At 45.5% G+C, this 12,058-nt stretch carries 10 protein-coding genes; 5 read left to right on the top strand and 5 right to left on the bottom strand.

Annotated features, from left to right (window positions below):
- Positions 1–17: 17 nt before the first annotated feature.
- The 4 genes from A6301_RS05295 to A6301_RS05280 all read right to left on the bottom strand — a co-directional run bounded on the left by A6301_RS05295 (position 18) and on the right by A6301_RS05280 (position 4,424).
- Positions 18–977 (bottom strand): ATP-binding protein, encoded by a 960-nt coding sequence (locus A6301_RS05295; RefSeq protein ID WP_205540100.1) that lies wholly within the window; start codon positions 975–977, stop codon positions 18–20.
- 122 nt (positions 978–1,099) lie between these two features.
- Positions 1,100–1,720 carry a LuxR C-terminal-related transcriptional regulator gene (locus A6301_RS05290; protein WP_234257275.1) on the bottom strand — a complete coding sequence of 207 codons (621 nt, stop codon included), beginning with the start codon at positions 1,718–1,720 and terminating at the stop codon, positions 1,100–1,102.
- A 196-nt stretch (positions 1,721–1,916) separates the two neighbouring features.
- The gene (locus A6301_RS05285; protein ID WP_205540098.1) at positions 1,917–3,374 is read right to left on the bottom strand and encodes a DUF726 domain-containing protein; all 1,458 of its coding nucleotides are present in this window, start codon (positions 3,372–3,374) and stop codon (positions 1,917–1,919) included.
- Between the two features lie 39 nt (positions 3,375–3,413).
- A complete protein-coding gene (locus A6301_RS05280) occupies positions 3,414–4,424 on the bottom strand; it encodes a YafY family protein (RefSeq protein ID WP_107169138.1) in 1,011 nt (336 codons plus the stop codon).
- Between the two features lie 1,155 nt (positions 4,425–5,579).
- Between A6301_RS05280 and pvcA the strand changes: the two genes are divergently transcribed.
- The 3 genes from pvcA (at position 5,580) to A6301_RS05265 (ending at position 8,766) form a co-directional block, all read left to right on the top strand.
- Positions 5,580–6,545 carry an L-tyrosine isonitrile synthase gene (gene pvcA / locus A6301_RS05275; protein WP_107169139.1) on the top strand — a complete coding sequence of 322 codons (966 nt, stop codon included), beginning with the start codon at positions 5,580–5,582 and terminating at the stop codon, positions 6,543–6,545.
- Between the two features lie 68 nt (positions 6,546–6,613).
- Positions 6,614–7,465, top strand: a complete 852-nt coding sequence (locus A6301_RS05270; protein ID WP_234257317.1) for a TauD/TfdA family dioxygenase — start codon at positions 6,614–6,616, stop codon at positions 7,463–7,465.
- 11 nt (positions 7,466–7,476) lie between these two features.
- Entirely contained in the window at positions 7,477–8,766 is a 1,290-nt protein-coding gene (locus tag A6301_RS05265) for a glycosyltransferase (protein ID WP_234257274.1), read from the top strand.
- Positions 8,767–8,934: 168 nt separating this feature from the next.
- Here A6301_RS05265 and grxB read toward each other — a convergent pair whose 3' ends face one another.
- Entirely contained in the window at positions 8,935–9,570 is a 636-nt protein-coding gene (gene grxB / locus A6301_RS05260) for a glutaredoxin 2 (protein WP_215483698.1), read from the bottom strand.
- A 206-nt stretch (positions 9,571–9,776) separates the two neighbouring features.
- Between grxB and A6301_RS05255 the strand changes: the two genes are divergently transcribed.
- Both A6301_RS05255 and A6301_RS05250 read left to right on the top strand, forming a co-directional pair.
- Positions 9,777–10,658 (top strand): LysR family transcriptional regulator, encoded by an 882-nt coding sequence (locus A6301_RS05255; RefSeq protein WP_107169142.1) that lies wholly within the window; start codon positions 9,777–9,779, stop codon positions 10,656–10,658.
- Positions 10,659–10,779: 121 nt separating this feature from the next.
- Entirely contained in the window at positions 10,780–11,970 is a 1,191-nt protein-coding gene (locus A6301_RS05250; protein ID WP_370642176.1) for an MFS transporter, read from the top strand.
- Positions 11,971–12,058 lie beyond the last annotated feature (88 nt).

Raw genomic sequence — 12,058 nt, 5'->3', positions numbered from 1 at the left:
CTTATATCCTATTGTTTTTATTGAATACCTAATAATTTTTTTGCCGTGCTGACTTCACTCACTGTACGTCCTGAATGCGTGGCAATCACCTGATGAGAAGCCAAAACTTGTTCGATGGCACTGCGCAAGTGATTGATACTGAGTTGCGGCGTGATTCTCTCCTGTTCGGCTTCCAGCAACACTTTAGGCAGAGCAAGGCGCAGACAAGTACGAATTTCACGACCGGCAAGCCCTTCGGAAAGCTCGCTGGCAGCTTCTACCAATGTTTCTCTCGTCTGAGATAAGGGGATTTCCGCAACCAAAAATTTGTTCCAGAGCTGCTGACGCGCTGGCAGATCAGGCAAGGTAAATTCAACGTGATAACCGATGCGACTGCGAAAGGCTTCATCATAATTTCGGGCAAAATTGGTGGCAAAAACGACAATCCCTTCAAAGCGTTCCAACTCAATCAGTAAGGTGGAACGCATCGCGTTTACCTCATTGTCGACACCCTGTGTGACGGAAGAGAGTCGTTTGCCAAGTAGCGTGTCGGCTTCATCAAAAAAGAGTAACGCGCCAGTTTCCTTTGCTTTGGCAAACGATGCCTGAATATTCTTAGCCGTTTCCCCCATAAACTTACTTTCCAGCTCAGCAATACCTAGTGCAATAAAAGGCATGCGAAGTTGCCCTGCCAGTGCTTCAGCGCACAGGGTTTTTCCCGTTCCTGGAGGACCATAAAAATTAAGAATGGCGGTTCTTCCCATCGGATCGACACAGGAAAAATTCCACTGCTGATAGATAGTTTGATGAAAGCGGAGGCGAGCCAGACATTCATCCAATGCAGTACGTGTGGATTGCGATAAGATGACGTCTTTATCGAGGGTGAATCGCGGGTTTTGTATTAACCCAATTCCTGAGCCTGCTTTATTACCTTCTCCACGCTCGTGCGAGGAGAAGGGGGCTCTGGGGGGCGCGGGAGCGTTACTTTGTGCTGTCATGAGTCTTTCATCCATGGAAAGAAAGGAAGTACTTAATAAAGTTAGCCTGCTAAATATTTAGTATTGAAATTTCCAGGCTAATTATTACTAACAATTTGACTTAGGAGTTATCGGCTAAAATCTTAAGCACTTGAGTAAAAATCGACATGCATTGTCGCGTTTACGCTACTGTTGAATTGTGCGTTTTTTCTCCTTTTTAGGGGAGGGTTTTTTATTTCTATGCCATCAGACAGTTTGTAATGGTGACAATCAACATTGCTGTTAATTTGTGAGATTTTCATTATTAGCATAAAAGTATAAAGGTCGCTGGTATCATACTTTCGATAGATACTTTGTTTTATATTACTTACTGTTTTAATGCTTTCGCTCATTGTAATTGCGATTGCCGCCGTAGTTTTTCCCTCTAGCCAATATTTATAATATAAACGTTCGCGAGAATTTAATGCTACTTGACTAAATTCACATCGTTTCAATAAATATGAACGAATTGTTCTTATTATTTTCTTTAGTGGTGTTGATTTGGAGAGTAAAATAATTTTTCTCGATACAGAAATAGGGGGGTGCTTTCGTGCATTTAAGACGATAATAAGAGCGTATTTTCCCTCATGAAAATATTCTTGATAATCACTTATATATAAACCAACATCAAAAACTGCAATGTGAACATTCGTATTTAGCTGATTCCCAAGGCATTCAAATGCACCACGAGTGAACGCACAGCGACTAAAGATATCAACATTCATAACGCAACCTTTACAAATAATGGTCTGGAGTTTTTAAGAAAATATGCGCAGATAAACTATCTCTAAAAGATGGCCTTACCATTACATCTTTTGGGTTTGTCTGGTAATGATTTTACAGAGTGTGGCGACAATCTATGTCGCCATATGAACAGAAAAAGGGGGTTGACACATTAGATGACGTAATAATTAATGACTACTACTTTCTCGACTCATCATTAAACAAAAAACCCTCACCGACTTCTTGTGAAACCCGTTTCCGAATTTGATGAATTATCATGATGGACGGGATGGTTACAGAAAATGCAGGGCCACTAAAATATGTCACACCAGAACCTAATAAAGACACGGCCCCTACAAATTGCCCAACAATAGGAATAGAGCCCGCTGCGATGCGACCCGCAATAAGTGAGCCTATTGACAATAGCGCACTTAACGAAAGAGCGGAATAATGTAATGCACCCTGAGGAATTTCTCCTGTTTTAGCTAAAATCTTAAGATAATCTATTTTTTCTTTCTCAGAAGACGTTTCAAGTTTTTCCCGAATAATAGATACAATTTTTGCATAGATGGCTTCCTCTAAGGAAATGAACCCAAGGTTCTCACGTTGAGGAATGCCCAATTTTTCAGCAGCATCATCCAGTATTTCTCGATAGCAAACGCCATGTCCCCTGGCTTTGTTAGCAACTGAATCTCCCCCCATCAGTTGGAGCTCGTTTGTTAATGCTACAGCATTGGTTTCATTTTTTTGTATTGAAACGCTTTTCCTCTGGCACAAGAGCTCTGCAAGTATCTTTTTTTCCTGCCCATTTGCGTGGCACAGAGGTAAGTACAATCCAACATCCTGCACAGCAAAAGGGTTCACAACTTGACTTCCCTGTGGGCCCAAAGGAATGAGACTGTGCGTACTCGCCTGATCCAAATTCAAGTAATTGATAATACCATTCAGATTATCCCAATAGTCCATGTGGCCAAGCCAGTGAAAGGCATGGTTTTTTACTCTCTCAATACTATCGGTGGGTGCTTTAATAGGATGGCGGCCAATACATTTTTCTAGGTCAGGTTTGATAAACTGTAATATTCTATCTCCGTCAGAGTGGATATTAAAAATAGAGCCGGATATAATATTCAATATTACCTTACACTCTTTCGTCTCAAGCGGACGTGCCCCTCCCATAAATACAACATTATTTACATTGAGGGATTTAAATTCATTGGGGAGCTGAAGAAATGTCTCAATGATCATTCTGGCACCTAGCGAGTGCCCATAAAAATTCAATTCTTTATAGGTTGTTTTTTCTTTTTTTATAAATACCTTTAGTTTTGAAAGAAACTCATTTGCCTGTTTAGGTATACTTTTCTCTGTATTTAGATAGCTATTTATAGCATCCCATGTGAGACTGGTTGTCGCCCCTAATGCCGCAGCAATATTCAGCGTGGCGTAACCCGCCAATTTCTTATAATCAATATCCTTGGCATTTCCTGCTGGCCAAAACATAAAGGCATTTGTGGTATTACTAGCACGAAGAGGAACTTTTTTCTTCAGTTCTTTTTCTTCAGCATAGCTGGTAACAGCAGAATACCCGTGAATATAAATATTTAGAATGTCCCCGCGAGAGGCATTACAAAAATCAAAAGAAATCTCACTCCTAGCCATGATCACCTCAAAGAAAAAAATATAAATCAAGTAATCCTATTATTTATACATCTGAACCATTCGTTGAACTTTTTTCCTAATAGCCTCAACCCATTCACTGGGTTGGTAGACACGGATATTGTCATTAAGCCCTAAAATCCACCACAGTGTTTCACGGTCGGGGGAAATATTCGCATACAGACGTAGCCAATCACTGTTTGGCAAGGGTTCCAAGCGCTGAGTATGACTAAGTGGCGTTTCGCGCAGCAACCAAGCTATTTGAGGATGAATATCGGCAATCAATTCAACAAGGGGCTCAGAATGTCCAGATGTAAAAGCACCAGAAGCAATGTAATCATCAATATTGAAATCATCATATCGATCTACTGGCTCATTCAATACTTGTGCCTGAAGAATACGCTGTAAAGCAAACTGACGTAGATCGCTATAGCCATCAACAACCCCGACAACATAGCTAATAGAATGGCGGGCAATGACCCCTAAAGGCTGAATGCATAACTGTTTAGACTCACCTTTACTCCTGCTGAGATAACTGATTTGAAGTTTATTTTTTTGCATCAACGCGGTAGCCACTTTCTCCCAAACCGCATCATCTATCTCTGCAGGAAAAAGTGTCTTACCATTCGGCAATGCTCGTACACGTTCCGCCCAACGGGTGAGGTTATTGTGCTCTAACCCTTGTAGCTGCTTATGCGCCATACCGAAATGAGGCCGGAGATGTTGCAGTACACCAGGCGGTAATAACTTCTCCAAATAACTTTCTGCAAATACGAAAGCCAGCGCTGTTGAAACATCCAGTGCAGGAAAATCGAATTGAGGCATCTCTTTTGGAAAGCTCCATTGATAAGGGCGCTGGCTCTCATCGCAAAGCAACGGGAAGTCAACACCGAGTCTGCCAACAAGATCCCGTTGTAATGTGCGCAGGTCGATATCAAATTCCCGGTCTTTGAGTTTTTGCAATAACTCGGCAGTTGAAATGCTTTTGGGCTCGCGAGGTATCAGGCGAAGCAGCGCCAAATGCCGAAATAATCTATCCTTAGGTTCTGACATAATGCTGTGTTAATAATATTTGATTTATTGTAGTAATTCGGCAACATCTATTATGAATATCATGTGCCACCATGTGTAACCCATCTTCTAGGCTACATTAACTTCAATGACGAGACTGGGCTTGTTCTAGCTCTTTTTTCAAATTATCTATCGCATTCTGGCTCTTCATCAGAAGAACCCCAACAGTAAGACCGATAGCAAAGCTGAGCAATTCTTTCATAGTAAGTTCCTCATCTAATGGGTTACCTTTCGAAGACTACATTTACTATGTTAAAACGACAATCTGCGTCGCTAATCGCTGTTATCCCAGATAGACATGTCTGCCAGATCAACGCGAGGAAAAAGTTAACTTCACTAGCCATTCACAGTGCACGAAAACTGCCGTACGAGTATCGTCATAACCAATATCAGATAAAAAGCCAAATAAATCAATATAATTGGTGTTTTTATTACCAATCAATTGGCTGTAGTGGCACAGTAAATTTGGCCACCTGAACAGAGACAATCCTCTCGCCTCAGCCTAAAACAGGTGGCTTTATGACGAAGAAAATAAAACGGGTCTTTTTCTCCCGAGTTCAGGTTGGAATGCGCTCTGCTTGTTGCGGATAAAGATTACTCATACTACACAGACTCTGTGATAGCCACGCAGTTGTCAGCCTTTATATATTGAGTTATTACAACAATGTTAGACGCCATCAGTATAATGGCGGTCTGATGCCGAAATAATCAGAAAAATATATCTTTCTTACTGTAAGGTTTCGATCTGATTTAATTAGCTGTTACGGTTTTATAATTATTTTTTAATTCCAAGTTATTTTGTTTTTTATATTGTAAATATGCCGAATTTGAACTGTGTGAATGCGGTTTGGACGCGTTTTTTACGTTATTTCCTGCACCTTGTATATGTTTTTTCTTATTGGTGTAGGAAGGGGTGTTATTTTAGAGGTAAATAGAAATTATCTTGGTTTTAGGTTTGTTTGTGATTTTATTTTTAATTATTTATTATTTGATAACCATGATGAATTGTTAGTTGTGTAAATAAAAATACTGAATATGTTATTCAGTATTTTTTTTGTACTTATATGGTTTTTTTATTCTATTGTTTCTACGTCATATCTATGTGGCTAATTTCTTTTTTAAATTAATGAGGTTATTTTGGATATAATAAACAATGAATTAGTTTCATCGCTAATATTAAGTGAGTTAATTCAATATCGGCGTAGATTCACTCACTCGACGAAACCAATTAGTGAAGAAGAGGCCTTGGTGACTCAGGTTCAATTACCCAGGATTCGTGCTTTCGTGGATAAAAATAGCCGTATTGAACTTATTCTACCTGCGTTCCCGGTAAAATCGCCTAGCCCTTATAAGGTTCTGGGTAGGAAACCGGACATGGCGGAACGCTTGTCTCTGATATTTCTAAATTCATTATGCCAGCGCATTCAGCTTTATTACCCGCCTGGAGCCCATATCCGTATTTGTTCTGATGGGCACGTATTTGGCGATCTGATTGGGACTAGCGACGAAACCATTAATGCCTACCAGCATGAGATTGAAAACTTATTGCATGAATTGGGTGCTATTCATCTTAGTGTGTTTAATCTCAAGGATGTCGAGAACATGGCTGCGCTTACTGCTGATTACGATCACCTTCGCCAGCGACTGGTTGAGGATTATGCTGAATCAGAAGAAGACATTAAATCGCAGCTCATGCAGAGCGAAGAGGGCTTGCAGCTTTACCGTTCAATCACCCGCTTTCTCTATGAAGATAGCCTGCGACCGGACTATACCGGCTCTAATGCGGCGTTACAGAAAGATGCCAAAAAGCGTGCGTGTGGCGTTATTCAACGCAGTTGGGCGTGGGGCAACCTGCTTGCTGAAAATTTCCCAGATGCTATTCGTCTGTCGATTCACCCTCAGCCCTCGGACAGCCTGAAGCTGGGTATTCATATGATGCCTACCAAGGACGATTGGTTGACGCCCTGGCATGGTGTCGCCGCCAATGTTAATGGCCAGTTTGTGCTCATGAAGAATACCGATGCACAGCAGTTGGCGGGTGAAGTCGTGGAGATCCGCGGTACGCCGAGTTATTACGTCGTTAAGCAGCATGATATGGCGTAAGCGTATTTTTCTCGTCTTATCATTCGTCGAAATATCGATAATTATCATCTTATAAAGGAATATACATGATGGAGAATAGCATGAACTATCGCATTGAAACGCTTTCCCCTTTTGGTGCGTTGTTGACGCCTGCTGAAGTAGGGCAGGGCATCACCACTCTGCCAATCGATACACTACGTGAACTTGCTCGTGAGCATCATCTTCTGGTATTACGCGGTTTTTCCTCTGGCTTTTCCGATCCTGAAACGTTGACCGAGTATGCTGGCCACTGGGGAGAAATCATGATGTGGCCTTTCGGGGCGATATTGGATGTGAAGGAGCATGCGGATACCAAGGATCATATCTTTGATAACAGCTATGTGCCGCTACACTGGGATGGAATGTACAAGCCTACTATCCCCGAATTTCAACTGTTCCACTGCGTTTCCGCGCCGGGGCAGGATCAAGGTGGACGTACCACTTTCGTTGATACCACGCGCTTGTTGGCAGAAACCGATGCACAGTTAGTCGATGAGTGGCGTCGTGTTTCAATTACCTATCGTATTAAAGCCGTTGTGCATTATGGTGGTGAAGTGACTTCCCCATTAATCATTCCTCATCCTAACGGCGTTGGGGAGATTATGCGCTATAACGAACCGCCAACCGAAGGGGAGCGTTTTCTCAACCAGCATGCGCTGGAATACCATAATGTCACACTGGAAGCGCAAAGCGCATTTAGCCAGACGCTACGGCAGCATTTGTACGATCCCCGTTATTATTATGCGCATAAATGGCTACAGGGTGATGTTGTGATAGCCGACAACTTCTCGCTGCTGCATGGACGTGAAGCCTTTACGGCTCACTCGGCTCGTCATCTGCAACGTGTGCATATTCAGGGTACGCCGGTTTGCGTGAATACTTGCATTGATAGCGCGGCATAAGGGAAAACACCATGGCACATATTCTCATGGCGGCGATGGCAACGCCGGGACATGTTTATCCTTTGCTGACCATCGCTCGCTATTTAGTTGAGCAGGGAAACGATGTCACGCTGTTTAGCGGCGCGTTGTTCCGTGAGCAGGCGGAGGCTGCTGGGGTCGGTTTTATCCCTTTTAGTGATGAGATTGATTTCGACTACAGGAAACTTGAGCAGCACTTCCCTCTGCGAGCCACGCTGCCGCCAGGCAACGCGCAGATGGCTTTGGCACTGAAGAATTTCTTTGCTGCACCGATTCCATTGCTAGATCGTCAATTGCGTGACGCGCTGGCAAAGACTCATGCCGACCTGCTCATCGTTGAAAATTGTTTTTATGGTGTTTTGCCGCTGTTGTTTTCTGGCTCGCGGCCACCGGTCATTGCGGTTGGCGTAACGCCACTGTCCTATTCGTCGCGGGACTCTGTTTTCTATGGGCCCCGTATCCCCCCTAAATTGCTGCCGCCCGATCTGAGTCATGAACAACTGGTAGATGAAGAAACGAGAGGGTTCTTGAGCGACGTTCAGCACGTATTTAATGATGTGATGGTGCAGGCGGGAGGAAAGCCGCTTGAGCAGCCTTTTATGGATGCGCTAATTGGTCATTGCGATCGTTTCTTGCAATTATCGACCACTGAACTTGAGTACCAGCGGGATGATTTGCCACAGAGTGTGCGATTTATTGGGCCATTATCCCATCACATCGCAGCAGAGCGTGTTCCGCAATGGTGGGCGCCAGACGACAGCAGGCCGCTTATTATCGTTTCACAAGGAACACTGGCGAATGTCGATCTCCAGCAACTCATCGGGCCAACGCTGCGCGCCCTCGCGGATTTACCCGTCAGGGTACTGGCGACCACTGGGGGGCGTTCGGTTGATGCGCTACAAGCCTCATTACCTGAAAATGCCAGAGTGGTCAGTTTCCTTTCCTATGATGACTGGCTGCCAAGAGCATCGATATTTATCACCAATGGTGGATATGGTTCGATTAATTCCGCACTGAAAGATGGTGTTCCATTAATTGTGGCTGGTGTCGGTGAAGATAAACAGGAAAGTGCCGCGCGCGTGGTATTTGCTAAATGCGGGATTAGCTTACAAACCAGTACGCCGAGTGAACAGCAAATTAAGCAGTCTGTTATCGAAATATTGGAGGACCCAGGCTACTTACAGCGCGCAAAATGGATTAAGGCAGATTATGCAAGCCATGATGCATTTGCTCTGATTAACGCTGAAGTCAATGCGCTCGTCAACCAAAGGAGAACGGAATAGCACTAGGCTGGGGATATCTCTGCCGATGTGTAGGGTAACGATATGTCGTCATCATTTCATATAGTTATGATTTCATATAACCATTATTTCATGTAACACGTACTGAAATCAGTCACACGTTATGGGGTGGAATAGCGCCCCATAACGCTATTGCGAATCGTATTATTCCTACAGCGCTTTGTCGGTCAACAACGCGACCTTGCTGGCTGTTGATACTCGCTCAAGGTAGGCGTGTACGTTAGGGCCAAACTGTACGCCTTTCACGATCGTGAGCGACAACAAGATAGGGAATAGAATAAAGTCGGTGGTTGAAATGGCGCTGGCGTTTGCCAAACGCGGTTCCAACACGTCGAGTTTCTGCTCCACTTCTGCAATCAGCTCTGGTGTTTTTGCTATCAACGCGTCCAGATCGCCGAAGGCTTTTTCTTCACGCAGGATATAGGCATGACGCGCTTCTGGTGTAGAAAGCTCTTTGAAATCCGCTTTCGTGAAGCGAGGAACCGCAAGGTTAAATACCGCGCTGGAAACGGACTTACACCAGGCTTCAATCTCAGCATCAACGGGTTGGTCGGCGATTAACGGTGTTTGCTTGCTGTCGACATAGTGGACGATATCCATGCTTTCCGGCATGAAGCTGCCATCTTCTTTCTGAAGAATCGGCACCACTTTGCGGCCGACCATGCGCGTGGGCGTGTCAACGTCGCCTTCCATAATGACGGATTGCTCAACTGGCAGATCTTTCAGACCAAAAATCATTCTGGCTCTGACACAGAATGGGCAGTGTTCGTAAATGAAAAGTTTCATGCATCGCCTCGTAATATTTTGAAAAATTCCGCGAAAATTTGCGCGCCCGGTCATGACAAGTCATGCCACCAGAGTAATACCTCGTAGGGTCGGTGGTAAAGTGAATGTGATTCGCCGTTGCTGAAAGGGCGGTATGATAGTGAGTCCGCGTTACCCAGTCTGGATTGCGGTATGATGCAGTGCCACCCCTTTGCGGAAGAGAGATAATGGATCGCTTGAGCGCGTTGGAAACATTTATCTGCGTTTTTGAAACCGGGTCGTTTTCCGCCGCGTCCCGTAGACTCGGTATTGGTCAGCCAGCGGTTTCTAAAGCGATCATGCAGCTTGAAAAACAATTGGCAACTACGCTGTTGATTCGCTCTACCCGAGGGTTGACGCCAACAGAAGCCGGACAGCATTTTTATGAGCAAGTCTCTCCCGCGTTAACGATGCTGGGAGAGGCTCAAGAGCGTGTGGTTAGCGGGAATGCCGCGCTGTCTGGTCGGTTGCGCATCTGCGCGCCAGTCACCTTTGCCAGACTGCATATTATGCCGCGACTCCATGAGTTTATGGCCGAACATCCGCAGCTCAACGTTGATGTTATTCTCGACGATCGCCCGATCGATCTGATTGCTGAAGGTATTGATGTAGCACTGCGTTTGGGTGAGATGAAGGATTCAAGTTTGATCGCACAGCGGCTGGCCTCGTGTACGATGCACCTGTTAGCGACACCCAACTATTTTTCCGTTCATGGCATACCGGCTTCTCCTCATACACTGGCTGCGTATCCATCTGTCATCTATTTGCAGGGAGAGAAAACCGATCGCTGGATTTTTTCTCAAGATGGAACACAGACCACGGTATTCCCCAATGGGCGTATCCGTGTTTCTGCGGCGGAAGGTGTGCGTGCTGCTGTGCTGTCTGGCGCAGGGTTGACGGTTGCATCTGAATGGATGTTTGCACCAGAGCTTGAAAGCGGACAGGTTATTACTGCACTGGACGCATGGACGCTAGGTAAGATGGATCTGTGGGCCGTCTACCCAGGAGGCCGTATGACATCAGCCCGTGCCAGAATCTTTACTGGTTTCGTTCAACGTCTCTTTTCCTAATTCATTCCCATTCGGAATAGCTGATATTCATTCAACCGCTCTACTGGGAATGATCACGGCGTCTTATTCTGCACTCATCGCTTGCCGACATCCGGCGGGAAATACATAAACAGGTATGATGATGAGTACATTATCCAGCGAAGTTGATGTCGGAACACCGTATGCTCCCGGCAAGGTATTGATTTTCTCAATGGCAGCAGCCAGTGGTATTTCTGTTGCCACTATCTACTACAACCAGCCGATGCTGGGCGTGATAGGCGAAAGTTTTACGTCGAGTAGCGCGGTCTCACTCATGCCGACGGTAACGCAATTAGGTTATGCGCTCGGGTTGCTGTTGCTGGTTCCCCTCGGTGATAAGTTTGATCGCCGTCGACTGATTGTCTGGCAATTCTTGATGTTGGCGCTAGCTTCTGCGTTTGTTGCATTGTCGACATCGGCTTTTTCCTTGTTAAGCGCTTCGTTACTGATTGGTTTTGGTGCTACCGCCGCACAGCAGATTGTTCCCGTTGCCGCAGCACTCGCCGATGTGAAGCAGTGTGGCGCGATTGTTGGGACGGTGATGAGCGGGTTGCTAAGTGGAATTTTGCTGAGTCGTACGATTGCGGGTGTGGTGGCGGAAAGTGCGGGCTGGCGTGCGATGTTCTGGCTAAGTGTGCCCCTCGCGTTGGCGGGAGCATGGGCGATGGGGAGAATGCTACCGACTTTGCCATCGAATCAAAGCATTCGCTACAGTGAACTGATGCGTTCGCTGGTGGCACTATGGCGGATTGAGCGTGTATTACGCAAAGCTACGTTGGTTCAGGCATTATTGTTTGCGTCTTTCAGCGCATTTTGGAGCGTACTTGCGCTGTATTTGGGAAGCGGGCATTTTCAGATGGGCGCGGCGGCGGCGGGTCTCTTTGGTGCGATCGGCGTGGCTGGCATTCTTGTCGCACCGCTGGCGGGAAAGTTGGCTGATCGAGTCGGTAGTCGCCCAGTGGTGATCGCAGGTACGTTGTTGACGCTGCTCTCATGGGGGATATTCATCAGCTTCGATTCCCTTATTGGCCTGATTATCGGTGTTGTGCTGCTCGATCTTGGTGTCCAAAGTACGCTAATTGCCAATCAGCATGTGATTTATGGGCTTGGTGAGGCCGTCAGAGGCCGAATTAATACTGTATTCATGGGCGGTATGTTTCTGGGCGGTGCTGTTGGTTCCTCCGTTGCGATAGCGGCCTGGCATCAGGGGGGATGGATGATGGTCGGCGGGATGGCCAGCATATTGACAATGATGGCGCTGCTGATCGCGTTGATGAAGGCGAAAAATGCCTAATGGCTATTAGAAGAGTGGGCTGAAATAGCGAGATATTACGGTAAGGGAAAGCCTCACCAATGTTGTTTTACAACCAGTAGATTAACCT

The sequence above is a fragment of the Pectobacterium sp. IFB5596 genome (assembly GCF_021432585.1).
GTDB classification, from domain to species: Bacteria; Pseudomonadota; Gammaproteobacteria; order Enterobacterales; family Enterobacteriaceae; genus Pectobacterium; species Pectobacterium punjabense.
This window is presented reverse-complemented; position numbering and strand designations above follow the sequence as displayed.

Coding starts and splice junctions, on each gene's coding strand:
- grxB (WP_215483698.1), bottom strand. CDS start 9,570: ATGAAACTTTTCATTTACGAACACTGCCCATTCTGTGTCAGAGCCAGA.
- A6301_RS05270 (WP_234257317.1), top strand. CDS start 6,614: ATGGAGAATAGCATGAACTATCGCATTGAAACGCTTTCCCCTTTTGGT.
- A6301_RS05250 (WP_370642176.1), top strand. CDS start 10,780: ATGAGTACATTATCCAGCGAAGTTGATGTCGGAACACCGTATGCTCCC.
- A6301_RS05295 (WP_205540100.1), bottom strand. CDS start 977: ATGACAGCACAAAGTAACGCTCCCGCGCCCCCCAGAGCCCCCTTCTCC.
- A6301_RS05285 (WP_205540098.1), bottom strand. CDS start 3,374: ATGGCTAGGAGTGAGATTTCTTTTGATTTTTGTAATGCCTCTCGCGGG.
- A6301_RS05280 (WP_107169138.1), bottom strand. CDS start 4,424: ATGTCAGAACCTAAGGATAGATTATTTCGGCATTTGGCGCTGCTTCGC.
- A6301_RS05265 (WP_234257274.1), top strand. CDS start 7,477: ATGGCACATATTCTCATGGCGGCGATGGCAACGCCGGGACATGTTTAT.
- A6301_RS05290 (WP_234257275.1), bottom strand. CDS start 1,720: ATGAATGTTGATATCTTTAGTCGCTGTGCGTTCACTCGTGGTGCATTT.
- A6301_RS05255 (WP_107169142.1), top strand. CDS start 9,777: ATGGATCGCTTGAGCGCGTTGGAAACATTTATCTGCGTTTTTGAAACC.